Here is a 24272-nt window from a genome sequence, read left to right as displayed (position 1 = left end):
TATGTGGACATTGTGCAATCGGACAAGGACGTAATCCAAAACGGAAAATCAAACCTAGCCCAATGAATTCAATGGGTTAAGAACATAAACAACAAAAGGATATCCGCATGAATGATCTGATTGCCTATCAATTCGACTTTGCGCCGGTGCTGGCCAATACCGACCTCCTGTTGCGCGGCGCGTTGTTCACCCTGGAACTGACCGCCATCGGCGCCATCCTGGGGGTGGCGCTGGGGATTGTCGGCGCCGTGGTGCGCGCATGGAAAATCCAGCCGTTTTGCTGGTTCTTCGGGGTGTATGTCGAGTTGATTCGCAACACACCGTTCCTGGTGCAGTTGTTTTTTATCTTCTTCGGCCTGCCGTCCCTGGGCCTGCAGATTTCCGAATGGCAAGCGGCGGTGTTGGCGATGGTGATCAACCTGGGCGCCTATTCCACGGAGATCATCCGGGCCGGCATCCAGGCGATTCCCCGCGGGCAACTGGAAGCGGCGGCAGCGCTGGCGATGACACGTTTTGAAGCGTTCCGCCACGTGGTGCTGCTGCCGGCGCTGGGCAAGGTCTGGCCGGCCCTGAGCAGCCAGATAATCATCGTGATGCTCGGTTCGGCGGTGTGCTCGCAGATCGCCACTGAAGAACTGAGCTTTGCCGCCAACTTTATCCAGTCACGCAACTTCCGCGCCTTTGAAACCTACGCACTGACCACGCTGGTGTACCTGTGCATGGCGCTGATGATCCGCCAGTTGCTCAATTGGATCGGCCGTCGCTATGTGATGAGGAACAGCCATGAGTGATTTTTCGTTCTGGGACATCGTGCGCAACCTGCTGACCGGCCTGCAGTGGACATTGCTGTTGTCGCTGGTGGCGTTTATCGGCGGTGGGCTGATCGGTCTGCTGGTAATGACCCTGCGCATCAGCAAAAAGGCGTTGCCGCGCAATATTGCCCGCACCTATATAGAACTGTTCCAGGGCACGCCGCTGCTGATGCAGCTGTTCCTGGTGTTCTTCGGCATCGCCTTGCTGGGGATCGATATCTCGCCGTGGCTGGCCGCCGCGATTGCCTTGACCCTGTTTACCAGCGCCTACCTGGCCGAGATCTGGCGCGGCTGTGTCGACTCCATTGCCCATGGCCAATGGGAAGCCTCCGCCAGCCTGGCGCTAAACCCTTATGAGCAACTGCGCTATGTGATCCTGCCCCAGGCCCTGCGTATTGCCGTGGCGCCAACGGTGGGTTTCTCGGTGCAGGTGGTCAAGGGCACGGCGGTGACGTCGATCATCGGCTTCACCGAACTGACCAAGACCGGCGGCATGCTCGCCAATGCCACCTTCGAGCCCTTCATGGTCTACGGCCTGGTTGCACTCGGTTACTTCCTGCTCTGCTACCCCTTGTCCCTCAGTGCCCGCTACCTGGAAAGGAGACTGCATGCCTCTGCTTAGAATATCCGCGCTGCATAAGTATTACGGCGATCACCATGTGCTCAAGGGCATCGATCTGACGGTCGAGGAAGGCCAGGTGGTGGCGATCATTGGCCGCAGTGGCTCGGGAAAGTCCACCTTGCTGCGCACCCTCAATGGCCTGGAGTCAATCAACGACGGGGTGATTGAAGTCGATGGCGAATACCTCGACGCAGCCCGCGCCGACCTGCGCAGCCTGCGGCAGAAAGTCGGCATGGTGTTCCAGCAGTTCAATCTGTTCCCCCATTTGACCGTGGGTGAAAACGTCATGCTCGCGCCCCAGGTCGTGCAAAAAGTACCCAAGGCCAAGGCCACGCAACTGGCGCGGCAGATGCTCGACCGTGTCGGCCTGGGGGAAAAGTTCGATGCATTTCCCGATCGCCTGTCTGGCGGTCAACAGCAGCGGGTGGCCATTGCCCGCGCCCTGGCAATGTCGCCCAAGGTATTGCTGTGCGATGAAATCACCTCGGCGCTGGACCCGGAGTTGGTCAATGAAGTGCTCAGCGTAGTGCGCCAACTGGCCAAGGACGGCATGACGCTGATCATGGTGACCCATGAGATGCGCTTTGCCCGGGAAGTGGGCGACAAACTGGTGTTTATGCACCAGGGCAAAGTGCACGAGGTGGGCGACCCGAAAACCCTGTTCGCCCAACCGCGCACCGCCGAACTGGCCAACTTCATTGGCTCGGTGGAACAGCCGGGCTGATACTCACCCCCAGTGGCATCCACTCAACCTGCACCCGCCCTTCGAGGGTGGTTTCGCGGCGCACAGAGAAAGCCCCTACCGGCAAGTAAGGGTCGATCTCAAGGTGGGCCGATAGCCGTCGGCCTGCCACCGGGACACCCGCCGCGCGCGCGATCAGGACCTGCCCGGGCATAAGGTGTTCGTTGACAGCCACGGACGGCGCACCCTCGGCGATCAGATCCACGGATCGCCCATCAACATGGGCGTGCCTGATACCCAGGGCAAAGGCGCCCTCGCCGCCAAACCGAAAGCCCAGCCCTCCCGCAGGCGAGCCGCTGAACCGCAGTGCCATGGGAGCAGGATCGACACAGACCACGTTCAACAACACCGTCCGCCGGCCCAGCGACTGCGCGCCTGCGTGCCCATCCAGCCCTTGCCCATGGCGCAAGACGCCGTAGTCCACCCGAGGCTGGCTCAGCGCTACCTGACACGTCGCGACGCTGGCCTCACTGGCCAGTAACGCCATCACAAACAACAGGCACCGAGAGAGGCTGCCCATCGACTTACAATCCACGGCAGGTAGCCGAGGCGGTTTCATACAATTTGTCATTGGAAGGCTCTGACTCAAGGTTCAGTTGCAACAGGCAGGGCGTCGTCGAGTCAGGCAACTCGACACTCAGGATTTGCTGGGGCTCGCTGTCATTCAGGAAGATCAGCCCTTCGCCCACCACGCTGGTCAGGAAAGCCTTGTCCGCTCCAAACACCGCAGCCCCCTGGGGTAACGCACGCCCTCGCTGGTCATGAGCGGTCAACAGCACGCGGCGTGCACTGACCACCTTGAACTCCACGGTATTGAACGACCCGCGTGCGGCAGCGAGGGTGTGGGTGCCGTTCTTGAGGTCGACATGCTTGGGCAGGGATTGGGTCTGCACCTCCAGGTGGGTGTTGCTGTAGGCCGGCAACCCTGGGATGACCGCATGACCGCGATAGTCGGTCCAGACCGGGCCCTGGGGCGTGGAGACCTTGGCGCCCGCGATATTCCCCACCGACAGCAGGCCGAACGTGTCCTGTACCGCATAGGGCGAAAAGGACACCCCCTGCCCATGGGCGACCACGGCGCCCTGCAGTTGCCCGGTGTAGCTGGTGCCTGATGCTTCCCGGCTCATTCCGGCGCCGATGCGGGTGTAGCGCGGCATGACGTCGACCCGCCCGTAGACCGATTGCTGGCGCTCACTCAGGTCGCGTTCGGCGCCGACCTCATAGTCCACATACTCGTTGACCCGTTCCGACAGCGCGGTGCCGACATCGGAGCGACCGTTGCGCCGACTCGCAAAAGAGGTGAGGCGACGACTCTCGCCGAAGGGCACGCTGACTTGCAGGCGCACTGACACGCCTTGCGAGGGGAGCTCCTCATTGGCCGCATAACGGCGCTTGCGCCGACGGGAGGGGCCTGTCTGGGAATCGGCGACCAGGGCGACATCAATCTCATTGAAGCGCTTGTTCCACGACGCAAATACATGCTCGGCGCCCTGTCCATCAAACTGCCGGTTGCGCGAATAGCTAAGGGAGAACGCGCCCAAAACCGGCTCGGCCCAACTTATGCCGGCGGTGTACTGGTGTTGGAACCTTGCGCCCAGGGCATCCCGAGTCGATGCCATGCCGGCCTCCAGCACATCACGGTAACCCTGGCTCTGGGTGGTGACGCTCAGGTTGACTTCAACCCCCGCGCCCAAAGGGCTGCCCAACGACACGGCGCTGCGCGTCCCGCCCACTGCGTAGACCTTGTCTCGCGAGCGGTTGTGCCGTGCCGCAACCGTGACCCGCTGGAAAAAGACACGGCTCAATGTACCGCCAGCCGCGTGATAGTCATCGGTCCCCAGCACACCGAGCCCCAGGGAGGTGCCTGCGCCCAGGCCCCAAGTGCCACTGCCCATCGCCACCACCGGCGACTCCCGGCCATTGGCGAGGGTTTCCCGCACTTTGCCCAGGGCAAAGTCGAAGCCCGGCGCCACCGGCACTTGAGCACCAAAAGACGCGGCGGGCACCACGAAGTTGCGCTTGCCACCCCGCGTACCGATGACACTCACGTCCAGGTCACTGGTGCCATTGAGCAGGGGCAGGCCTGTCAGGCTGAAGGGCCCTTCGGGCACCAGGGTCGAATAAATCAGCACGCCGGACTGGCGCACCTCGACCCTCGCCTGGCTGTGGGCCAAGCCTTCAACCACGACGCCGTTGGAACTCCCCAGGCGCGCAACACCATCCGGGAAGAGCTGCAGGCCCGAGAGTTGGAGGCCGCCAAACACCGGGCTGCGGCTGGAAATCTGGCCCACCTGGAAGGTCGACTGCAAGGCCGCGAAATCGCGCTGGGCATAGGCATATACGTGTTCACTACGGCCCCTGCCGTTATCGGAAATATAGAACTGTCGGCTGCGCACCACCCAGTTGCCCAGGTTGAATCCCGCCTCGGTGTAGGCCGAGACAAAACGACTGGAGCCATCGCGCACATGGCTGTCGAAGCCCAGCACATCGTAGTTGAGCATGGCGGCCGTCCCGCCCTGGCTGAAGCTGCCCACCTCCCACTCTGGCTCGCGCAACGATTGCGTAGGCACCACCAGGGACACTTCGTCACTGCCGGGGCGCAACCTGACGAGCGTCGCCGGGAACTCGCCAAGAAAGTCGTGACACGCCTGCTCAGCCGTCACGCCAGCCTGCAGGACCACCGACGGCACCCGCAAACCCGCCTTGTCCAGCAGCCCGCGGGTAAAACACAGCTGCCCTTGATAGTCGAAACGCGCATCGACCAGCCCCAACGCCGTGCCATTGACCCGCAGCCCGACCACCTGTACGCCCTCGCGAAAGCGCGCGGCGCTGCGAAAGTACTCCGAGACTTTTGGATCAATGCCGTGCGTGGTCAGGGCGGCCAGATCAAACCCGTCGCCCAACTGGATGGCCTGCGCGTCCCCCTGGACCCCGAATAGGGTTGCCAGGCCCATGAACAGCCCCGAGCAACACGCACCGCCGGCCCCTTTGCCCACCGCCCGCTCAAACCCCATGGTCGGTGACATCTGCTTGATAGCTGTCGACACTGAACCCGTACACCGTCGCGGGCTGCAGAACCACCGAGGTGACATCGGACTGCGGCCCGTGGGTATCGACCACCAGTACTTCACCCGGCAGGACATAGCTGCGCGGCAGGGTCGCCAGTTGCTTGCCGGGCAACAGTTGCAACTCCAGCGCCAGGCGTACCACATACGCGCTGTCGTTATGCACAACCAAGCCGCGGCCCTGGCGCTTCCACTTCAACAACTCCCAGGGTGCCTGGTGCCTGGCCAACCCCTTGGGGTGCAGGATCAGTGGCAGGTTCTGCCGCAAGGTAATGCCAATGGTCGTACCACCGGGGCTACGTGCCTGGGGAATCCCTTCAAAGGACACACGTTTCAACCGCTGGGTCTTGAGCGGCGCCCCAGCCGTGCTGATAAAACGCACTAGCTGGGTTTCACCTGCCTCGACCCGGGTAATCGGCGGCGTGACTATCAACAGTGGCTCTTGATCTTCAGGAATGTTTTCAATCACCGAGTGAAGTAACGCGGGCCCCGGGTCGGTGTTCTTGATATTGATCGTCGCTTCACCGTCTTCTTCATATAACACCACGACCGTTGTTTCGGGCTGCATGCCATCGGCGACCGTAATGCCACTTGCGCATAACAACAGACCGGCACACCACAACAGCGTCACACTTGCTTTCAAAAAACAACTCACCGTGGTTTCTCCGCAACAACCCAGACAAACAGCAAGAAAATAAACAGCCATGCAAAAGCAGCCGACAAGTCACGAAAGCGTTATGAAAACTTCCGTTTCAATATCGGCTGCTTTTATAAGTCCTTAGATGTAACTAAGTACTAAAGTAGCGCGGCCATCCAGCGTGACATCACGGGTCAGGTCCAAATCCTGCGCCCTGTTGATGACCGCCTTCACCGCAATCACCCCTGTCAGCTGGGAGATTGACGCGGGGGTAACGGTCGAACCGTTACGCCACGAATACTGGCTGGGTGCCTGCGCGACTTTCCCGTCGCTGTTCTGCCAGGCGCCGGTGCTGACCCGCATGATTGGGTTCAACACGACACCTGAGGACCTCAGGTCCCTGAGCGTGACCGAGTACCCTCCGGTACGCCGGGACGATACAGCGCCCAGCCCGAAGTTCTGCGCCTCGGTATAGCCAGCACCGAGGATCCCGGTGACCTTGCTGCCTGCCTGCAGGTCAGTCACGGCCAGGGCGAACTTGGCCGGGGTAGTGCCGCAGTTGACGGCCACCGACGTGGTTTTCTCTTCACGGGGGTTGAAGGCGGTCTGGGACAGTTCACCGGAGCGAATGGTCCCGTAGTCGATGATGCCACCGCCGCCCAGGCTCAGATTGCAGGCTGCGGGTGTGATCGTCCCGCGTACGACCAGTTGCGCAACGTTTGTTGCTTGAGCGCCAATACTGGCTGCCAGACAAATAATGCCTACTGTCAAACCTACTGCTTTTTTCATGATCGACCTGTCGTTGAAAAGTGTCAGGCATTATTTATTCGAGCGGAGATTCTGTTCTCCATTATTAGTTCATCCTTGAAACACAAAGCATAGATAAATAACACCACGGCTTGATTGCCGAATGACAGTTTCACCCCTGGGCCCACTCAATAAATATAAGACAACACCTTAAACCCTGTGAGACTCATAAAAAACAACTGTCCCTTTTACTAACCCCCCAAGTAGTCCGGAACAAGTTATGGTCCAGCACAATTACGCGAATAATGTAGGAAATAACATAAAACGCCCAAGTCGCAAAAAATCGTGCAACTTCCTTCACGGACCAAGAGTGATGTCATCGGCCATACGGAAATTTGCCCTACATTTCCTACAAAATTTGATCGAGAGCATGGGTAGGACAAATCACCAAGCACTACGCGTTGGCGTCAGCGTTTGATCGTGGCACGATGGCGAGGTTATCGACCGAGATCCCCTAATCATGCCGCAATCCCAAGCCAAGAATCTGTCCTTGATCGCCGCCATCGACCTGGGCTCCAACAGCTTTCACATGGTCGTGGCCAAGGCCCAGAACGGTGAGATCCGCATCCTTGAGCGACTCGGCGAAAAGGTACAACTGGCTGCCGGCATCGACGACGAGCGCAAGCTCAACGAAGAGTCCATGCAACGCGGGCTCGATTGCCTCAAGCGCTTTGCCCAACTGATCAATGGCATGCCCCAGGGCGCCGTGCGTATCGTCGGCACCAACGCATTGCGCGAAGCGCGCAACCGTGGCGAATTCATCCGCCGCGCCGAGGAGATCCTCGGGCACCCAGTAGAAGTCATCTCCGGCCGTGAAGAAGCGCGCCTGATCTACCTCGGCGTTTCCCACACGCTGGCCGACACCCCTGGCAAGCGTCTGGTAGCGGACATTGGCGGCGGCAGCACCGAGTTCATCATCGGCCAGCGCTTCGAACCGTTGCTGCGTGAGAGCCTGCAAATGGGCTGCGTCAGCTACACCCAGCGTTATTTCAAGGACGGCAAGATCACCCCGGCGCGCTACGCCCAGGCGTATACGGCGGCGCGGCTGGAGATCATGAGCATCGAGCATGCCTTGCATCGCCTGACCTGGGATGAAGCCATCGGCTCATCCGGCACCATCCGCGCCATCGGCCTGGCCCTGAAGGCTGGCGGCCATGGCACTGGTGAGGTGAATGCCGAAGGCCTGGCGTGGCTCAAGCGCAAGCTGTTCAAGCTCGGTGATGCCGATAAAATCGACTTCGAGGGCATCAAGCCTGATCGCCGGACTATCTTCCCGGCCGGCCTGGCGATCCTTGAAGCCATCTTCGACGCCCTCGAACTGCAGCGTATGGACCATTGCGATGGTGCGCTACGTGAAGGCGTGCTCTATGACCTGCTGGGCCGTCATCATCATGAAGACGTGCGTGAGCGCACCCTGGGCTCGCTGATGGAGCGTTACCACGTTGACCTGGAACAGGCGGCACGGGTCGAGCGCAAGGCGCTGCATGCCTTTGACCAGGTCGCCGAGGATTGGGAGCTTGAAGAAGGGGTCTGGCGGGAGCTGCTGGGCTGGGCGGCCAAGGTCCATGAAGTGGGGCTGGATATCGCCCACTACCATTACCACAAGCACGGCGCCTACCTGATCGAGCACTCTGACCTGGCGGGTTTTTCCCGGGAAGACCAGCAGATGCTGGCGTTGCTGGTGCGCGGTCATCGCCGCAATATTCCCAGGGACAAGTTCGCCGAATTCGGCGCCGAGGGCATCAAGCTGATTCGCCTGTGTGCCCTGCTGCGCTTTGCGATTCTGTTCCATCACATTCGCGGCACCCACCAGATGCCGCAGGTCACCCTGCACGCCCGTGGCGACAGCCTGGATGTGGTGTTCCCCGAAAGTTGGCTGGATGAACACCCCTTGACCCAGGCGGATTTTGCCCAGGAGGCCGAGTGGCTGACACGGGTAGGCTTTACCCTGAACGTCCACTGACCTGGCAACGCACCGGATGCCTGGCTGGCGTCCGGTGCGCGACTTCACGACGCCCCTAAACGCTCGAGGTCTGTGGCACACCCGGCTTGAAGGCCGGCTCCTGGATAGCCTGGGAGGCCTGTTCATAACCATAGGCGATCGAAAGCAACGTGGCCTCGCTGTTGCCCGTGCCGCACAAGTGAATCGCGGTCGGCATCCCCTCCTCATCCATACCCGAAGGCACCGATATACCGGGGTAGCCTGCTGCGGCGGCGCCGTAGTAACTGTGTGATTGGAAGTTCGACACAATGGCATCGAGCTTGTGTTCATTGAGCGGCTTGTCGAGAGCGTTCCTGAACGTGGGGATAACGGACGCCCAAAGGCTCTCGCGCTGCTCATCCGTCAGCTGCAGGCCGTTGATAAGGGCCAGCAGATCCTGATCAGGCTCCCCCGGCCGCCTGTCGCGTTCATTGAATGCAATCAGCTCAGACAACGACTTCACGGGCAACCCTTCCCGTGTGGCCAGGTACGCTTCCAGTCTTGGCTTGATGCCGGCCATAAGCGCGGCGTTGTATTGATGGTAGGTTTGCCGCGATACATCAGCATCCGGCGCGGTGATCGGCACCATGACGGCACCCTTGGACGCCAGGAGTTGGATAGCGTCCTCAAAATGCTTTTTGTCCGCGCGTATGGCCGGATCCCTGGCTTCTTCTTGCGTCAACTCGGGCACTGGGGTGTAGCCGATCCGCTTGCCCTGCAAGGCATCCGGCTTCAGCCCGGCGGTGTAGACGGTTGTTTGTGTCATGGCGTTCAGCGCTTCGGCGGCATCGCGTATGTTGCGCGTGAACGTGCCCACCGCGTCCAGCCTCGAACTGGTCATCACGCCCTCGGTGCTCACCAGCCCGGCCGTTGTTTTCACCCCGAACACACCGTTGTAGGCCGCCGGGGCAATGATCGAACCATTGGTCTCGACCCCCAAATGCCAGCGGGACATGCCCCTGGGCAACCGCCACCGCCGAACCGGAACTCGAACCCGCCACCTGCCCTCCCAGCCGATGCGGGTTGAGGGTTTGCCCGCCACGGGAACTCCATCCGTCAACCGGTACGTCGGAGCGAAAGTTGGACAGCTCGCTCATGTTGGTTTTGCCCACGATGACCGCACCCGCGTTGAGCAAGTTATCCACAACCTTGGCGTTTTTTTTCGTCGGCAATCCCACCAACGCACGGGAACCCGCGCTGGTCTGCATTTTCCCACTGGTTTCAAAGACATCCTTCAGAGCGATCGGAACGCCATGCAAAAAACCGCGCACGTTACCGTTGGCACGCTCCAGGTCGCGCGCCTTTGCCTGCTCACGGGCATCAGGATTGACTTCAAGAAACGCATTGCCGCCCTGCAACCCCTGGTCGATATTGGCGATGCTTTTCAGCGAATCCTTTACCAGGGCCTCTGAAGTGACCGTCGCCTGGCTCATGCCCGACGCCATCATGTGCGCGCTGCGATAATCCTTTGGCGGCGAAGTGAACGCATCAAGTAGCCCCGTACCTCCCACTCCCATTCCTACGACTGGCCCCATCATTGAAACTCCTCAGCTGTCACCGGCTATCGTCTGATAGCCCGGTGTCAGTCTAGGAATGCAAAGAGGCAGCTCCCAACCTGGCATATCTGAAGCGCCTGTCCGACCGGTCAGAGGTGGACGTAGGCTCAGGCCAGTATCAGCGTACGGCCAGCAGCGGGCTGCCCAGCCGCTCCAGCAAGGTGGCCTGCGCACTGCGCGGGTTCTGGTTGCCGGTCGGGGTGTTGCGCACGTAGCGCCCATCCGACTGCAGGCTCCAGCTGTGGGTGTTATCGGTGAGATAACTCTCCAGCTCTTTCTTGACCCGCATGATCAGCTTCTTGCCTTCTACCGGGAAGCAGGTCTCTACCCGCTTGTCGAGGTTGCGCTCCATCCAGTCGGCACTGGAAAGGAACATCTGCTCTTCACCACCGTTGAGGAAGTAGAACACCCGCGTGTGCTCCAGGAAGCGGCCGATGATCGAACGCACGTGGATATTGTGCGACACCCCGGCAATACCCGGACGCAGGCAGCACATGCCGCGCACCACTAGGTCGATGCGCACGCCGGACTGGCTGGCCTTGTACAGCGCACGGATGATCTTCGGGTCGGTCAGCGAGTTGAACTTGGCGATGATATGCGCCGGCTTGCCGTCGAGGGCGAACTGGGTTTCGCGGGCAATCATGTCAAGCATGCCCTTCTTCAGGGTGAACGGCGCATGCAGGAGCTTTTTCATGCGCAGCGTCTTACCCATGCCGATCAACTGGCTGAACAGTTTGCCGACGTCTTCGCACAGTGCGTCGTCGGAAGTCAGCAGGCTGTAGTCGGTGTAGAGCTTGGCGTTGCCGGCGTGATAGTTACCGGTGCCCAAGTGTGCGTAACGCACGATTTCCCCGGCTTCGCGGCGCAGGATCAACATCATCTTGGCGTGGGTCTTGAAGCCGACCACACCATAGATCACCACCGCGCCGGCTGCTTGCAGGCGGCTGGCCAGTTGTAGGTTGGACTCTTCGTCGAACCGCGCACGCAACTCGATCACCGCCGTGACTTCCTTGCCGTTACGCGCGGCGTCCACCAGCGCATCGACGATTTCCGAGTTGGCGCCGCTGCGGTACAGGGTCTGGCGCACAGCCAGTACATGGGGGTCCTTGGCGGCCTGGCGCAGCAGGTCGACCACCGGGGTGAACGACTCGAAGGGGTGCAGCAGCAAGATGTCCTGCTTGCTGACCACGCTGAAGATGTTCTCGCTGTTTTGCAGCAGTTTCGGGATCTGCGGAGTGAACGGCGTGTATTGCAGCTCCGGATGGCTGTCCAGGCTGGTGATGCTGAACAGGCGCGTCAGGTTCACCGGGCCATTGACCTGGTACAGCTCGGTCTCGGCCAGGTTGAACTGCTTGAGCAGGTAGTCCGAGAGATGTTTGGGGCAGGTATCCGCCACTTCCAGGCGCACCGCGTCGCCGTAGCGCCGCGAGAACAGCTCGCCGCGCAGGGCGCGGGCCAGGTCTTCGACGTCTTCGGTGTCGACCGCAAGGTCAGCGTTACGGGTCAGGCGGAACTGATAGCAGCCCTTGACCTTCATGCCCTGGAACAGGTCATCGGCATGGGCGTGGATCATCGACGAAAGAAATACATAGTTATCGCCAGCCCCCCCGACCTCTTCCGGTACCTTGATGATGCGTGGCAACAGGCGCGGTGCCGGGATGATCGCCAGGCCCGAGTCACGGCCAAAGGCATCGATCCCTTCGAGCTCGACGATAAAGTTCAGGCTCTTGTTCACCAGCAGCGGGAACGGGTGCGTCGGGTCCAGGCCAATCGGGGTGATGATCGGCGCGATCTCGTCACGGAAGTAGCGACGCACCCAGGTCTTGAGCTTGACGGTCCAGTTGCGCCGACGGATGAACCGCACCTGATGCTTTTCCAGCTCCGGCAACAGGATGTCGTTGAGGATGGCGTATTGACGGTCCACATGGCCGTGTACCAGCTCGCTGATGCGGGCCAGGGCCTGGTGCGGCTGCAGGCCATCGGCGCCAGCCTGTTCACGGGCAAAGGTGATCTGTTTCTTGAGGCCGGCGACACGGATCTCGAAGAACTCGTCCAGGTTGCTGGAGAAGATCAGCAGGAACTTCAGGCGCTCGAGCAGCGGGTAGGACTCATCCAGCGCCTGTTCCAGTACGCGGATGTTGAATTGCAGTTGGGACAGCTCGCGATGGATATACAGGCTGCTGTCATCCAGGTTCGGAATCACGATAGGCGGTGCCGCCACCACCGGCTCAGTAATCACGGCAGGCTGCTCAGGCACAAGCTCCGGCGGGGTTTCGGCCACCTGTTCAACCACCGGGTGAGCGTCTTTTACGGCAACGTCTGTGAGTCCTTCGGTATTCATCGAGTGTTCCTGTGAGGGCTATTGTTGCTCTCTAAGCAATTGGGCGGCACGGGCGGCAAAGTAAGTCAGGATGCCATCGGCACCCGCACGTTTAAAGGCAGTCAGGGACTCGAGGATCACTCCTTCACCCAACCAGCCATTTTGAATCGCAGCCATGTGCATGGCGTATTCACCACTGACCTGATAGACAAAGGTCGGCACCTTGAATTCCTCCTTGACCCTATAAAGGATGTCCAGGTACGGCATGCCGGGCTTGACCATCACCATATCGGCGCCTTCGGCCAGGTCCGCCGCCACTTCGTGCAAGGCTTCGTGGCTGTTGGCCGGGTCCATCTGGTACGAGGCCTTGTTGGCCTTGCCCAGGTTCAACGCCGAGCCGACCGCATCGCGGAACGGCCCGTAGTAGGCGCTGGCGTACTTGGCCGAATAGGCCATGATCCGCACATTGACGTGGCCGGCCAGCTCCAGCGCCTCACGGATTGCCTGGATACGACCGTCCATCATGTCCGACGGGGCCACCACCTGGGCGCCCGCGGCGGCATGGGACAGCGCCTGCTTGACCAGGGCATCGACGGTGATGTCGTTCTGCACATAGCCTTCTTCATCCAGGATCCCATCCTGCCCGTGGGTGGTGAACGGGTCCAGCGCCACGTCAGTGATCACCCCCAGCTCCGGAAAGCGCTCGCGCAGGGCGCGGGTCGCGCGCTGGGCAATCCCTTCGGGGTTCCAGGCCTCGGCGGCGTCCAGGGACTTGAGCCCGGCCGGCGTGACCGGGAACAGTGCCAGCGCCGGAATCCCCAGCTCGACCCACTGCGCGGCTTCTTCGAGCAGCAGATCAATGGTCAAGCGCTCGACGCCCGGCATCGACGCCACCGCTTCCCGACGATTTTCACCGTCCAGCACAAACACCGGCAGGATCAGATCATCCACCGTCAGTACGTTTTCACGCACCAGGCGGCGAGAAAAATCATCACGACGGTTGCGGCGCAGGCGGGTAGCGGGAAACAGGCGTTGGGCGGGGGTAAAGCTCACGGCAGACTCCTGAGCCCGGCTTGACGGGCGAGCGTGACAGTTATAAGCGGTCATTATGACGAAGGAATGACAGTTGTGCTTACTCATGCGACCTGTCGCCGCATTCACGGTTTCTGTAGGAAATGTTCACTTCATGACACATCTCGATACTTTCATGAATGTCCACGAAGGCGTAGGCTGCGCGTTCATTTCGCCAGCACCCAGACAATGCTCCAACAATTTCTGAATGACTTTGGCTACTTTGCCCTCTTCCTGGGGACGTTCTTTGAAGGTGAGACCATTCTGGTTCTCGCAGGCTTCCTTGCGTTCCGCGGATACATGGATATCAACGTAGTGGTGGTGGTCGCGTTCTTCGGCAGCTACGCCGGCGATCAGCTCTGGTACTTCATGGGCCGCAAGCATGGGCGCAAATTGTTGGCACGCAAGCCACGCTGGCAGTTGATGGGTGATCGGGCGTTGGAGCACATCCGCCGGCATCCGGATATCTGGGTGCTGAGTTTCCGTTTCGTCTATGGCCTGCGCACGGTCATGCCCGTGGCCATCGGCCTGTCAGGCTACCCGCCGGGACGCTACCTGTTGCTCAACGGCATTGGCGCGGCGATCTGGGCGGCTGCGCTGGGGGCGGCGGCCTACCACTTCGGCGCCGTGCTCGAAGGCATGCTGGGCAGCGTCAAGAAATACGAGCTCTGGGTGCTGGGCGCCTTGCTCGTGCTCGGCCTGGGCTTGTGGCTGCGCCGGCGCATCCGCAACGCCCGCCTGGCCCGGGAAACCTGCGCCGCCGAGAAGGCCCAATTGGCGCAGGAACAACTGGCCGAGAAAAAGCCCGAGCCTACGACGCCAATCGAGTAAGCCGCGCCTCACTCCATCGTTGCGCATAGAACTGCCAGTTGGCCCACAGCGGCTTCCAACTGGCAAAGGCGTGGTCACGCCAAAGATCACCGGCTCTTTTTCGTCTTCTTCCGGTAACGAGCCAAACGAACGCCCCCAAATAATGAACACCCCGCCTTGGTTGCGATCCATGTAGAGAGCGTTCTGTGCAGGGCGGCCCAGCCGTTCGAACACAATCAGGGCAATGAACAACGGTACCGCGCAAGGAACGAAGTCCAAGGGCCAGTCCGGTCGACTATTGTCATATCAAGATTAGGGCGAATGGCCGGATGCCCCATTGGCAATGACCGAAAAATAAGTAGACATTTAACGCCATAAATCAGGAGAAATGCCCATGAGCAAAAAGATTGCAGTGATCCTTTCCGGCTGTGGCGTGTACGACGGCGCTGAAATCCATGAAAGTGTGATCACCTTGCTGCGCCTGGACCAGCGCGGCGCCGAGGTTCAGTGCTTCGCGCCGGATATTGCGCAAATGCATGTGATCAACCACCTCACGGGCGAAGAAATGCCCGAGTCGCGCAATGTTCTGGTGGAGTCTGCGCGCATCGCCCGGGGCGAGGTGAAGGACATTCGCGAGGCCCGCGTGGAGGAGTTCGACGCATTGATCGTGCCCGGCGGTTTTGGTGCGGCGAAGAACCTATCGACCTTTGCTGTCGAAGGCGCCGGCTGCAGCGTCAACCCGGATGTACTGGCACTGGCCGAAGCCTTCGCCGAAGCAGCCAAGCCCGTGGGGCTGATCTGCATCTCGCCAGCCTTGGCGGCAAAAATCTACGGCCCCGGCGTGACCTGCACCATCGGCAACGACACCGACACGGCGGCGGCACTGGACAAGATGGGCGCCACCCACCAGGAATGCGCGGTAGATGAGATCGTCGAAGACAAGGCGCGCAAACTGGTGAGCACGCCGGCCTACATGTTGGGCAAGAACATCAGCGAAGTGGCATCGGGCATCAACAAGCTGGTGGACCGGGTGCTGGAACTGACCCACGAGAACGACTGAGTCGTCTCTGACTATTCACAGCAGCGATGTGGGAGCTGGCTTGCCTGCGATAGCATCACCTCGGTTTAACTGACACACCGAGGCGCCTGCATCGCGGGCAAGCCCGCTCCCACTTTTGACCGCTGGCGTGCTTAAGAAGCCGCGACCCGGCGCTTTTCGGCCAGGCGGCTGCGGCTGTACAACACCACAATCGCAATGATCGCCACCGCCTGGGCACTCAATGAATACGCATCGGCGTGGATGCCCAGCCAGTCGAAGTCAAAGAACGCCACCGGCCGGGTGCCGAAGATACCCGCTTCCTGCAATGCCTTGACGCCATGCCCGGCGAACACCACCGACAGCGCGCACAGCAGCGCGGCGTTGATTCCGAAGAACAGCGCCAGCGGCAATTTCGCCGAGCCGCGCAGAATGATCCACGCCAGGCCCATCAGCAACACCAGCGCCGTGGCACCACCGGCCAACACGGCGTTATGCCCGGCAGGACCGGCCTGCAGCCACAGGGTTTCGTAGAACAGGATCACTTCGAACAGTTCACGGTACACCGAGAAGAACGCCAGGATCGCAAACCCAAAACGCCCACCACCGCCGACCAGGCTGCTCTTGATGTAGTCCTGCCAGGCGGCCGCGTGGCGGCGGTCATGCATCCACACGCCCAGCCACAGCACCATCACGCTGGCGAACAGCGCCGTACAACCTTCCAGCAACTCGCGCTGGGCGCCACTGACGTCAATGACATACGCCGCCAGCGCCCAGGTCGCCGCGCCGGCTACCAGGGCCAGGGCCCATCCGACGTTGACGCTGCGCACCGCCGATTGCTGGCCGGTGTTGCGCAGGAAGGCGAGGATCGCCGCCAGCACCAGGATCGCTTCCAGCCCTTCACGCAACAGGATCAGCAAGCCCGAGATGTAGCTCAAGGACCAGCTCAAGCCGTCGCCGCCCAACAGGCCGGCCGACTCAGTGAGTTTGCCCTTGGCCACGTCCAGGCGCTGTTGGACTTGCTCGATCGGCAGCCCGTCCTGCAACGACTGCCGATAGGCCATCAAGGCCTTCTCAGTGTCCTTGCGCACATTGGCGTCGACGTTATCCAGGGAGCTTTCCACCAGCTCGAAGCCTTCCAGGTACGCCGCTACCGACAAGTCGTAGGCCTGTTCATGCTCGCCACTGCGGAACGCCGCCAGGCTCTTGTCCAGCGTGGCGGCGGTGTACTCCAGCAATTGCGCCGGGCCACGCTGGACCTGCGGCGGCTGCGCACGCTGGGCGCGGAACACCCGGACCGCCTCCGGCCCTTCGGCGGCCAGCACTTCTTCCGGGGTCTGGCGGGCGAGGTCGGCCAGGTTGAAGGATTTTTCGCTTTTTGCTGCGGCCGGGTCGGCGGTGAAGCCGGCGATATAGGTCGCCAGGTCCCAGCGCTGACGGTCATCCAACTGGTCGGCGAACGACGGCATATCGGTGCCTTCGACGCCCAGGCCCAGGGTGTTGTAGATGCCATACAGGCTCAGGCGGTCCAGGCGCTGCGCATCGCGCAGGTTGGCCGGCGGCGGGGTCATGCCGACACCGGCCGGGCCATCGCCCGCCCCGGCGTCACCGTGGCACACCGAGCAATGCTGGGCGTACAGCGGCGCACCCCGTGTCGGGTCTGGGGTAATGGCCGGTGCCTGGCTGACTTCATAGGCTGCCGCCAGTTGCGCACCCAGTTGCCGTGCCTGGCGTGCGACCGCGTTGCCGTCCCGATGGGTGGTGACGGCGCCCAGCAGTTCATCGACGCCTTTGACCAGGGCCGCACGCTCGGGCTTGTCGGGCAGGTCTGCCACCAGCCCCTGCAGCACACCGAGAAACTCCACCTGCTCACGGTATTCGGACTCATCGACCACCTTGCCCGCCTCCACCGTCGGCGGATAGTCAGCGCCAATGTAGTCCAGCAAATGCAGGGCCTGGGGCGCACCTTCTGCGGTGGCAGCCAACAGATTGAAGCTGCACGACACCAACGCCGGCAACAACAGCCAGGCGAGAAAACGGGAGGGGGCAGTCATGAATGAATCTCAGATGGAAACAAGAAGTAACATATTGTCGAATGTTAATGGGTTTGACTCAAGGCGTTAGTGCTTTGTCCGCCGAAATGACCCGCCCAGGTCTTCAATACACCCACGCAAAAGCCATTGTTTTGCCAGTAACGAAGCCTATAATGCGCCGCCTTCGTTATCGCGAATCGGCATTTCAGCTCCTCGTTTTATGAGGAATGTGTAGGAAAGGCTTTTCCTGCGATTGGTTATTCGGCCCGACCAGCACCTTCGGCCGACTACGCTCAGGGAAGCAGCATTCCAATGGCATCTCGCGTCTTCATCTCCCTTGCCCTCGCTGCGGTCACGCTGCTGTCGGGCTGTTCGATGTTCCGCAGTTACGACTCGGAACTGCAAGCCACTAACCAGCAATTGGCCAGCGGCAATGTCGACGGTGCGCTGACCCTGCTGGAGAAAAACAACAGCAGCGAAGACAAAGACCTTCTCTACTATTTCGAAAAAGGCGAGTTGCTGCGCGCCAAGGGTGACCTGGCCGGCAGCCAGGCGGCCTGGCACCGCGCAGACCTGGTGGTGTACAAGTGGGAAGAGTCGGTCAAGTTCGACACTGAGCGCTATCTGGCGCAGTTCGGCAGCTTCCTGGTCAATGACAAGGTGCGGCGCTACGAAGGGTATGACTATGAAAAAGTCATGCTCACCACCCAGATGGCGTTGAATCTGCTGGCGGTCAACGACTTCGACGGCGCCCGGACCGAAATCAAGAAAACCCACGAACGCGAAGCGGTGATCGCCGAACTGCGGGACAAGGAATACCTCAAGCGCGAAAACGCAGCCGAACGCCAGGGCGTCGCCACCCAGTTCAAGGACTTGCGCGGCTACCCGGTGGAAAGCCTCGACGCGCCGGACGTGGTGGGCCTGAAGAACAGCTACCAGAGCGCTTTCAGTCATTACCTGGCCGGTTTCGTCTACGAAGCCCTGGGTGAAAAAGACCTGGCCGCGCCGGGCTATCGCAAGGCCGCCGAACTGCGCCCCAACACACCGCTGCTGGAACAGGCCCTGCTCGATCTGGACGCGCCCGGCGTGGCGGCTGACGAAAGCGACGTGCTGATCGTGGTCCAGAGCGGCCTGGCGCCGGCTCGCGACTCGATCCGCCTGCCACTGCCGATCCCTATCGACGGGCATTGGGTGATCACACCGCTGTCGTTCCCGGTGATCAAGCCAGACACCTCGACGGCCACCTTTGCGCAGATCGGCGTCGATGGCCGGCAGCAGAACCTCACGGCCCTCAACAGCACCACCGCCATGTCCCGCCGCGCCCTGCGCGACGACATGCCAGGGATCATCCTGCGCACCACCGTGCGCGCCATCAGCCGTGGTGTGACACAAAAGAACCTGAACCAGACCAACCCCATGGCCGGCCTGGTGTTGGGCATCGCCTCCGCCGTCACCGAGGGCGCCGACACCCGCACCTGGCGCACCCTGCCGGACGTCACCCAGGTCACGCGCCTGCGCCTCAAGCATGGCGAGCACCAGGTGAGCCTGCCCAATGCCCTGGGTGGCGCGCTGGTGACGGTCAAGGCCGAACAACGCCACCAGGTGATTACCTTGCGCGTGGTCGGCAACCAGGTATTCGCCAGCGGCCTGGCGGCCCATGTGGTCGCGAGCAACCCGGGCCAGGCCGTGGCCAGCCTCAAACAACCTTAAGGAGCACGCTATGCGTCATTTTATCCTCGGCGCCCTGGCGCTGATCTTCCTCGCCGGTTGCGCCACCCCGCCGCCGGAACCTGGCAGCGCGGCGAGCAAAGTCGTGGTAATGGGCAAGTTCAAGGGGATTGCCGTGGGCGCGATTCGCGTGGCCCGCGAAAACGGCTTCCTGACCGCCAAGGTGCAGTTGAGCAACATCACCAGCAGCAACCAGATGATGTATTACCGCTTCGCCTGGCTGGGTGCCGATGGCTTCCCGGTGGGCGACGAAGAAACCTGGAAAGTGCTGAACCTCTACGCCAACCAGGCCACCTTCCTGCCGGCCATCGCCAACCTGCCCCAGGCCGCCGACTTCCGCCTTGAAGTCAAGACGCCTTGAACCTGCCCCCTATTCAGTTTTCGAGAGACCTTCCCATGTTTGCACGCTTTTCGTTCCTCGCCGTGATCGCCGCCCTGGCCAGCGGCTGCGCTAATACCTCGCCGGTCATCGGCGGCAAAAACATCAGCTACGGCGATACCAAGGCCGTGGAGTTGGTGACCAACGAGTTCGGTTCCACCGACCTGCAGATGATCGCCGAAAGCATGACCCGCTCCCTGGCGCAGTCCGGCATTCTCCAGGGCCGCCCGGTGGTGCAGGTGTATGACGTGAAGAACAAGACCAGCGAATACATCGATACCCGCGAGATCACCACCTCGATCAAGACCCAACTGATGAAGACCGGCACCGCCCGCTTCGCCAGCGACAACACCGACATGCAAAGCCAGGTCGACCAGCTCAAGCTGCAAAACCAGAGCGGCCTGTACAAGAAATCCACGGTCAGCAAGACCGGCAACATGGTCGCGGCCAAGTACCGCCTGGAAGGCTCCATCAGCTCCATCGTCAAGCGCAGTGCCGACTACAAGGACGTGTTCTACAAGTTCAGCCTGCAACTGGTCGACGTCGAAAGCGGCCTGGCCGAATGGATGGATGAAAAAGAAATCCGCAAGACCACGGAGCGCTAAGCCATGCGCCTATGGATCGGCATCATCGGCTTGCTTTGCACGTTTGGCGCCTGGGCGGCACCGAAAATTGCCGTCACAGACCTGGCCTACGAGGCGCGCGTAGAGGAATACATCCACGCAGTCTCGGCCAGCAACAACTTCCAGGCCAGTGCCTATAACGCCAGTGGCGCGTCCAGCTACAGCGAGTTTGAAAGCCGCAGCAGCTACATCGAACAGGGCGAGCTGCGCAAATTCAGCGGCGATATCAAGGGCGAGATCCTCAAGTCGCGCCAGTTCCAACTCGTCCAGGGCACGCCCTACACCAGCGAAGCCAAGGGCGATGTGTACGACGTGATCAAGCGGATCAAGGCCGGCCACTTCAAGGGCGCGGACTATGTACTGTTCGGCACCCTATCGGACATCGACTTCACCCGGGACATCAACGCCCTGGATCACACCAGCAGCTATTCGGCGGTGCTGGGGCTGAGCGTGGTGGCGGATTTCAGTCTGATCAACACCCGCACCTATGAAATCACCTCGGCGTTTACCGCCATGGGCGAAGGCCAGGACACCAAGCTGGTGAGCAGTCGTGATGTGCGCGTGAACCTGAACCGGCCACGGGTGGTGAGGGAAGTGTCGAAAGCCTTGGGTGAGGACGTGGCACGCCAGCTACAAGAGCAGTTGGGCGGCGGCTATCAAGAGCCCGGCCAGCCTGCGTTGCGCAATAACCTGCCAAGGGACGAAGCGCCGAAAATCCTGCGCTGAACCTCAATGGCTCGGCTAGCACACATCAATGTGGGAGCTGGCTTGCCGGCGATCGCATCAGCGCGGTGTATCAGTGACACCGCGGCGCGTGTATCGCAGGCAAGCCAGCTCCCACAGTTTTGATTGGGTTTATTCCGTCAGGCCGTGGCGCGGTGCAGGCTGGCGAGGAAACCCGCAGCGCCCACGAACAATCCGGCAAACGTGCGGTTCACGCGCTTCTGCTGCTTGGGCGTGCGCAACAGGCGCAACACTTTGGACGCAAGCCCCGTGTAGCCGGCCATTACGATCATATCCACGCCGATCATCGTCGCGCCGAGGATCAGGTACTGGATCAGCAGCGGCGCCTGCGGGTTCACGAACTGCGGCAGCACCGCCAGCATGAACACCAGCGCCTTGGGGTTGCTGGCGTTCACCAGAAAACCACGGAACATCATCGCCATGGGCTTGCCGATGGGGCGCACGGCAGCGTCATCGGTCAGGTCCATGGGCAAGGCACGCCATTGCTTGACGGCCAGGTACACAAGGTAGGCCACGCCGAACCATTTGATCGCGTAGAAGGCGGTAGACGACGCCGCAAGCACCGCCCCAAGGCCGCCGGCCACCACGGCAATCTGCATCGCCAGGCCCAGTTGCAGGCCGATGGCATTCCAGTAGCCGCGCACAAAACCGTATTGCAGGCCGCTGGACATCGAGGCGATGGCGCCCGCGCCGGGAGAGAGACTGATGATCCAGCTGGCCAGGAAGAAGGCCAGCCATGTGTCGAGCGCCATTACACACCTCGTAGCAAATTCGTCGTGAGCACTAAGCTAACTCCGAGGGCCGAGGGCTGGCTAGAGTTTTTTCAGGATATGGGGCTGACGTCGCTACCGCGCCAGCGGCGTACCGAACGCTGGAAGAACAGGCTGTTGGGCACTTGCACCACAGCGCTGTCGGTGCCCGCCTCGGCCACTTCGATCAGTGTGGTGTAAAGCAGGTTGATCGCGATCACCCGACCTTTGACGCCAGGCTTGTCGACGGTATCCACCAACTCCACCACATCACCCAGGCGAAACGGCCCGACGGTGAAGATCAGGATCGCGCACAGCAGGTTGGACAACACCGACCACATGGCAAAGAACGCCACCGCTGCCACGGCCACAAAGCCCGACAACGCGGTCCACAGCACGGTGGCCGACACCCCCAGGCGCTCGAGGACGAAGATCAGCGCACTGCCCATGATCAGCCAGCGCAGGCCACCGCGCAGGGGCATCAGCAGTTGCGGCGGGAACGGGTAGCGCTCGCCCAGGCGCGTCAGGCCCTTGGCGACGAAGCGCTGGGCCAGGTAGCCGGCCAGCAGGATCAGCAGGATTTGCACGCCGACCCACACCGGTTCGATCCATTGCGCGGGCAGCGGCAGTTGCAAGGCTTCCATCAGGACAGTGCCTCCAGCTCCGCTTGCAGGCCTTCCAGCAGTTCGAGGGCTTCCATCCAGGTTTCCTCCAATTGCCCTTCGCGCACCTTCAGCTTGGCCTGTTCGGCCAGCAGGTCGCGCAGTTCATCCTTGCGGGCCGCTTCGTACACGGCGCTGTCGCCGAGGCTGGCTTCGATCTTGGCCAGGCGTTCGTGGACCTTGCCCAGTTCGGCCTCGAGCTTGTCGGCTTCGCGTTTGTGCGGTGCCAACTGCTGGCGCAGGGCCGCGGCAGCCTGGCGCTGGGCTTTCTTGTCGGTCTTGTCCGGGTTGACCGGGGTGTTGCTGACCGGCGCGTTGCGCAGTCGATAGTCAGTCAGCCAACGGGCGTAGTCGTCCAGGTCGCCATCGAACTCTTCGACTTTTCCATCAGCTACCAGCAGGAAGTTATCAGTGGTGCTCTTGAGCAAGTGGCGGTCGTGAGACACCACCAGTACTGCACCGCTGAATTCCTGCAGGGCCATGGTCAGCGCCAGGCGCATTTCCAGGTCCAGGTGGTTGGTCGGTTCGTCGAGCAGCAGCAGGTTTGGCCGGTCCCAGGCGATCAACGCCAGGGCCAAACGGGCTTTTTCGCCGCCCGAGAAATTCAACACCGGCTCATCGATGCGCGCGCCACGGAAGTCGAAACCACCCAGGAAGTCGCGCAGGGTCTGCTCGCGCTCGGTTGGCGCCAGGCGCTGCAAATGCAGGAGCGGGCTGGCCTTGGAGTCGAGGGAGTCCAGCTGATGCTGGGCGAAGTAGCCCACCACCAGGTTCTCGCCACGGGTCAGGCGCCCGGCCAGGGGTTGCAGCTCACCGGAAAGGTTCTTGATCAGCGTCGATTTGCCCGCGCCGTTGGGCCCGAGCAAACCGATGCGCGCACCCGGGGTGAGCTGCAGCTTGACCTTCTCCAGGATGGTTTTGTCGCCATAGCCAAGGCGTGCATCCGAGAGGTCCAGCAAGGGGCTGGAGATTTTCACCGATTCGCGGAACACAAAGTCGAATGGCGAATCGACGTGGGCCGCCGACAGCTCTTCCATGCGCTCCAACGCCTTGATCCGGCTCTGGGCCTGACGGGCCTTGGTGGCCTGGGCCTTGAACCGGGCGATGTAGCTTTCCATGTGCGCACGCTGCGCCTGTTGCTTCTCGAACGCCTGTTGCTGCTGGGCCAGGCGTTCGGCACGGGCCCGCTCGAACGCAGTGTAGCCGCCGCGATAGAGGGTGATTTTTTTCTGTTCGACATGGGCGATGTTATCGACCACAGCGTCGAGGAAATCCCGGTCGTGGGAAATCAGCAGCAAGGTGCCCGGGTAGCTCTTGAGGAAATCCTCCAGCCACAGGATCGCATCGAGATCCAAGTGGTTGGTGGGTTCGTCGAGCAGCAACAGGTCCGAGGGGCACATCAACGCCTGGGCCAGGTTCAGGCGCATGCGCCAGCCACCGGAGAAGTCGGCGACCGGGCGATCCATCTGTTCGTTGGTGAACCCCAGGCCGGCGAGCATCTTGCGCGCTCGGGCATCGGCGGTGTAACCGTCGGCACTGTCGAGTTCCGAGTGCAGGCGGGCCTGGGCGGCACCGTCCTGGGCTTTCTCGGCCTCGGCCAGGTCGTGTTGCACCTGGCGCAGGCGCAGGTCGCCATCGAGCACGTAGTCGATCGCGATGCGGTCCAGGGTGTCGATCTCCTGGCGCATATGGGCGATACGCCAGTCGGCTGGCAGCAGGCAGTCCCCGGAATCCGGGGTCAGCTCACCGAGCAACAGGGCGAACAACGTGGATTTGCCGGCGCCATTGGCACCGATCAGGCCGGCTTTGTGACCGGCGTGCAGGGTCAGCTCGGCGTCTTCAAGAAGACGTTGCGGGCCACGCTGTAATGTTAGGCTTTGAAGTCGGATCATAAT

At 61.4% G+C, this 24272-nt stretch carries 21 protein-coding genes and 2 pseudogenes; 10 read left to right on the top strand and 13 right to left on the bottom strand.

What is annotated here, in order from left to right:
- The first annotated feature begins 119 nt into the window (after window positions 1-119).
- The 3 genes from FIV38_RS21675 to FIV38_RS21665 are packed head-to-tail and all read left to right on the top strand — an operon-like array spanning window position 120 to window position 2158.
- Window positions 120-791, top strand: coding sequence for an amino acid ABC transporter permease (locus tag FIV38_RS21675; RefSeq protein ID WP_029289571.1), 672 nt, complete (start codon window positions 120-122; stop codon window positions 789-791).
- Window positions 784-1434, top strand: a complete 651-nt coding sequence (locus tag FIV38_RS21670) for an amino acid ABC transporter permease (protein WP_029289573.1) — start codon at window positions 784-786, stop codon at window positions 1432-1434. Before FIV38_RS21675 ends, FIV38_RS21670 begins: the two co-directional genes overlap by 8 nt.
- The gene (locus FIV38_RS21665) at window positions 1421-2158 is read left to right on the top strand and encodes an amino acid ABC transporter ATP-binding protein (RefSeq protein ID WP_029289575.1); all 738 of its coding nucleotides are present in this window, start codon (window positions 1421-1423) and stop codon (window positions 2156-2158) included. The genes FIV38_RS21670 and FIV38_RS21665 overlap by 14 nt, the downstream gene beginning before the upstream one ends.
- On the opposite strand, the gene FIV38_RS21660 is transcribed toward FIV38_RS21665, so the two are convergent.
- The 4 genes from FIV38_RS21660 to FIV38_RS21645 form a co-directional block, all read right to left on the bottom strand.
- On the bottom strand, window positions 2130-2696 hold the full coding sequence (locus FIV38_RS21660; protein ID WP_092232023.1) for a DUF1120 domain-containing protein: 567 nt from the start codon (window positions 2694-2696) through the stop codon (window positions 2130-2132). The two genes, FIV38_RS21665 and FIV38_RS21660, sit on opposite strands and share 29 nt — an antisense overlap.
- 4 nt (window positions 2697-2700) lie before the next feature.
- The gene (locus tag FIV38_RS21655; RefSeq protein ID WP_092237246.1) at window positions 2701-5130 is read right to left on the bottom strand and encodes a fimbria/pilus outer membrane usher protein; all 2430 of its coding nucleotides are present in this window, start codon (window positions 5128-5130) and stop codon (window positions 2701-2703) included.
- A gap of 49 nt (window positions 5131-5179) precedes the next feature.
- The gene (locus tag FIV38_RS21650) at window positions 5180-5947 is read right to left on the bottom strand and encodes a fimbria/pilus chaperone family protein (RefSeq protein WP_092232026.1); all 768 of its coding nucleotides are present in this window, start codon (window positions 5945-5947) and stop codon (window positions 5180-5182) included.
- A gap of 72 nt (window positions 5948-6019) precedes the next feature.
- Window positions 6020-6667: a DUF1120 domain-containing protein gene (locus FIV38_RS21645; RefSeq protein WP_092232029.1), complete on the bottom strand. Its 648-nt coding sequence runs from the start codon at window positions 6665-6667 to the stop codon at window positions 6020-6022.
- 478 nt (window positions 6668-7145) lie between these two features.
- Here FIV38_RS21645 and ppx point away from each other — a divergent pair, with 478 nt between their 5' ends.
- Entirely contained in the window at window positions 7146-8648 is a 1503-nt protein-coding gene (gene ppx / locus FIV38_RS21640; RefSeq protein ID WP_092232032.1) for an exopolyphosphatase, read from the top strand.
- 55 nt (window positions 8649-8703) lie between these two features.
- Here the strand turns inward: ppx and FIV38_RS21635 are convergent, their stop codons facing one another.
- The 4 genes and pseudogenes from FIV38_RS21635 to hemB form a co-directional block, all read right to left on the bottom strand.
- Window positions 8704-9621, bottom strand: a complete 918-nt coding sequence (locus FIV38_RS21635; protein WP_235860952.1) for an amidase family protein — start codon at window positions 9619-9621, stop codon at window positions 8704-8706.
- A 61-nt stretch (window positions 9622-9682) separates the two neighbouring features.
- A pseudogene (locus tag FIV38_RS30735) lies at window positions 9683-10099 on the bottom strand (amidase family protein); the annotation flags it as partial.
- A 241-nt stretch (window positions 10100-10340) separates the two neighbouring features.
- Window positions 10341-12563: a polyphosphate kinase 1 gene (gene ppk1, locus FIV38_RS21630; protein WP_029289586.1), complete on the bottom strand. Its 2223-nt coding sequence runs from the start codon at window positions 12561-12563 to the stop codon at window positions 10341-10343.
- An 18-nt stretch (window positions 12564-12581) separates the two neighbouring features.
- Window positions 12582-13595: a porphobilinogen synthase gene (gene hemB, locus FIV38_RS21625; RefSeq protein ID WP_070994028.1), complete on the bottom strand. Its 1014-nt coding sequence runs from the start codon at window positions 13593-13595 to the stop codon at window positions 12582-12584.
- A 207-nt stretch (window positions 13596-13802) separates the two neighbouring features.
- Between hemB and FIV38_RS21620 the strand changes: the two genes are divergently transcribed.
- Window positions 13803-14444, top strand: a complete 642-nt coding sequence (locus tag FIV38_RS21620) for a DedA family protein (RefSeq protein WP_029289590.1) — start codon at window positions 13803-13805, stop codon at window positions 14442-14444.
- Here FIV38_RS21620 and FIV38_RS21615 read toward each other — a convergent pair.
- A pseudogene (locus tag FIV38_RS21615) lies at window positions 14440-14633 on the bottom strand (sterol desaturase family protein); the annotation flags it as partial. The gene FIV38_RS21620 and the pseudogene FIV38_RS21615 sit on opposite strands and share 5 nt — an antisense overlap.
- Before the next feature lie 184 nt (window positions 14634-14817).
- Between FIV38_RS21615 and elbB the strand changes: the two are divergent.
- Window positions 14818-15483, top strand: a complete 666-nt coding sequence (elbB, locus tag FIV38_RS21610; RefSeq protein WP_029289592.1) for an isoprenoid biosynthesis glyoxalase ElbB — start codon at window positions 14818-14820, stop codon at window positions 15481-15483.
- 131 nt (window positions 15484-15614) lie between these two features.
- On the opposite strand, the gene FIV38_RS21605 is transcribed toward elbB, so the two are convergent.
- Window positions 15615-17513, bottom strand: a complete 1899-nt coding sequence (locus FIV38_RS21605) for an FTR1 family protein (protein ID WP_092232035.1) — start codon at window positions 17511-17513, stop codon at window positions 15615-15617.
- Between the two features lie 291 nt (window positions 17514-17804).
- Here FIV38_RS21605 and FIV38_RS21600 point away from each other — a divergent pair, with 291 nt between their 5' ends.
- From FIV38_RS21600 to FIV38_RS21585, 4 genes are read left to right on the top strand one after another with little or no spacing between them, the layout of a single operon-like run.
- On the top strand, window positions 17805-19202 hold the full coding sequence (locus FIV38_RS21600) for a COG3014 family protein (protein ID WP_092232037.1): 1398 nt from the start codon (window positions 17805-17807) through the stop codon (window positions 19200-19202).
- Window positions 19203-19212: 10 nt separating this feature from the next.
- Entirely contained in the window at window positions 19213-19581 is a 369-nt protein-coding gene (locus tag FIV38_RS21595) for a YcfL family putative periplasmic lipoprotein (protein WP_029289599.1), read from the top strand.
- Between the two features lie 35 nt (window positions 19582-19616).
- Entirely contained in the window at window positions 19617-20204 is a 588-nt protein-coding gene (lpoB, locus tag FIV38_RS21590) for a penicillin-binding protein activator LpoB (RefSeq protein WP_029289601.1), read from the top strand.
- Between the two features lie 3 nt (window positions 20205-20207).
- The gene (locus FIV38_RS21585) at window positions 20208-20948 is read left to right on the top strand and encodes a hypothetical protein (RefSeq protein ID WP_029289603.1); all 741 of its coding nucleotides are present in this window, start codon (window positions 20208-20210) and stop codon (window positions 20946-20948) included.
- A gap of 137 nt (window positions 20949-21085) precedes the next feature.
- Here the strand turns inward: FIV38_RS21585 and FIV38_RS21580 are convergent, their stop codons facing one another.
- The 3 genes from FIV38_RS21580 to FIV38_RS21570 all read right to left on the bottom strand — a co-directional run bounded on the left by FIV38_RS21580 (window position 21086) and on the right by FIV38_RS21570 (window position 24269).
- A complete protein-coding gene (locus tag FIV38_RS21580; protein WP_029289605.1) occupies window positions 21086-21718 on the bottom strand; it encodes a LysE family transporter in 633 nt (210 codons plus the stop codon).
- A gap of 71 nt (window positions 21719-21789) precedes the next feature.
- Entirely contained in the window at window positions 21790-22359 is a 570-nt protein-coding gene (locus FIV38_RS21575) for a mechanosensitive ion channel family protein (RefSeq protein ID WP_029289606.1), read from the bottom strand.
- Window positions 22359-24269, bottom strand: coding sequence for an ATP-binding cassette domain-containing protein (locus FIV38_RS21570; RefSeq protein WP_029289609.1), 1911 nt, complete (start codon window positions 24267-24269; stop codon window positions 22359-22361). The genes FIV38_RS21575 and FIV38_RS21570 overlap by 1 nt, the downstream gene beginning before the upstream one ends.
- Window positions 24270-24272 lie beyond the last annotated feature (3 nt).

The sequence above is a fragment of the Pseudomonas proteolytica genome (assembly GCF_007858275.1).
Lineage (GTDB): Bacteria > Pseudomonadota > Gammaproteobacteria > Pseudomonadales > Pseudomonadaceae > Aquipseudomonas > Aquipseudomonas proteolytica.
This window is presented reverse-complemented; position numbering and strand designations above follow the sequence as displayed.

Excerpts from the sequence above, each read along its gene's own strand:
- FIV38_RS21670 (WP_029289573.1), top strand. The coding sequence starts at position 784 with ATGAGTGATTTTTCGTTCTGGGACATCGTGCGCAACCTGCTGACCGGC.
- FIV38_RS21665 (WP_029289575.1), top strand. The coding sequence starts at position 1,421 with ATGCCTCTGCTTAGAATATCCGCGCTGCATAAGTATTACGGCGATCAC.
- FIV38_RS21660 (WP_092232023.1), bottom strand. The coding sequence starts at position 2,696 with ATGGGCAGCCTCTCTCGGTGCCTGTTGTTTGTGATGGCGTTACTGGCC.
- FIV38_RS21655 (WP_092237246.1), bottom strand. The coding sequence starts at position 5,130 with ATGGGCCTGGCAACCCTATTCGGGGTCCAGGGGGACGCGCAGGCCATC.
- FIV38_RS21650 (WP_092232026.1), bottom strand. The coding sequence starts at position 5,947 with ATGGCTGTTTATTTTCTTGCTGTTTGTCTGGGTTGTTGCGGAGAAACC.
- FIV38_RS21645 (WP_092232029.1), bottom strand. The coding sequence starts at position 6,667 with ATGAAAAAAGCAGTAGGTTTGACAGTAGGCATTATTTGTCTGGCAGCC.
- ppx (WP_092232032.1), top strand. The coding sequence starts at position 7,146 with ATGCCGCAATCCCAAGCCAAGAATCTGTCCTTGATCGCCGCCATCGAC.
- FIV38_RS21635 (WP_235860952.1), bottom strand. The coding sequence starts at position 9,621 with ATGTCCCGCTGGCATTTGGGGGTCGAGACCAATGGTTCGATCATTGCC.
- ppk1 (WP_029289586.1), bottom strand. The coding sequence starts at position 12,563 with ATGAATACCGAAGGACTCACAGACGTTGCCGTAAAAGACGCTCACCCG.
- FIV38_RS21620 (WP_029289590.1), top strand. The coding sequence starts at position 13,803 with ATGCTCCAACAATTTCTGAATGACTTTGGCTACTTTGCCCTCTTCCTG.
- elbB (WP_029289592.1), top strand. The coding sequence starts at position 14,818 with ATGAGCAAAAAGATTGCAGTGATCCTTTCCGGCTGTGGCGTGTACGAC.
- FIV38_RS21605 (WP_092232035.1), bottom strand. The coding sequence starts at position 17,513 with ATGACTGCCCCCTCCCGTTTTCTCGCCTGGCTGTTGTTGCCGGCGTTG.
- FIV38_RS21600 (WP_092232037.1), top strand. The coding sequence starts at position 17,805 with ATGGCATCTCGCGTCTTCATCTCCCTTGCCCTCGCTGCGGTCACGCTG.
- FIV38_RS21595 (WP_029289599.1), top strand. The coding sequence starts at position 19,213 with ATGCGTCATTTTATCCTCGGCGCCCTGGCGCTGATCTTCCTCGCCGGT.
- lpoB (WP_029289601.1), top strand. The coding sequence starts at position 19,617 with ATGTTTGCACGCTTTTCGTTCCTCGCCGTGATCGCCGCCCTGGCCAGC.
- FIV38_RS21585 (WP_029289603.1), top strand. The coding sequence starts at position 20,208 with ATGCGCCTATGGATCGGCATCATCGGCTTGCTTTGCACGTTTGGCGCC.
- FIV38_RS21580 (WP_029289605.1), bottom strand. The coding sequence starts at position 21,718 with ATGGCGCTCGACACATGGCTGGCCTTCTTCCTGGCCAGCTGGATCATC.
- FIV38_RS21575 (WP_029289606.1), bottom strand. The coding sequence starts at position 22,359 with ATGGAAGCCTTGCAACTGCCGCTGCCCGCGCAATGGATCGAACCGGTG.
- FIV38_RS21570 (WP_029289609.1), bottom strand. The coding sequence starts at position 24,269 with ATGATCCGACTTCAAAGCCTAACATTACAGCGTGGCCCGCAACGTCTT.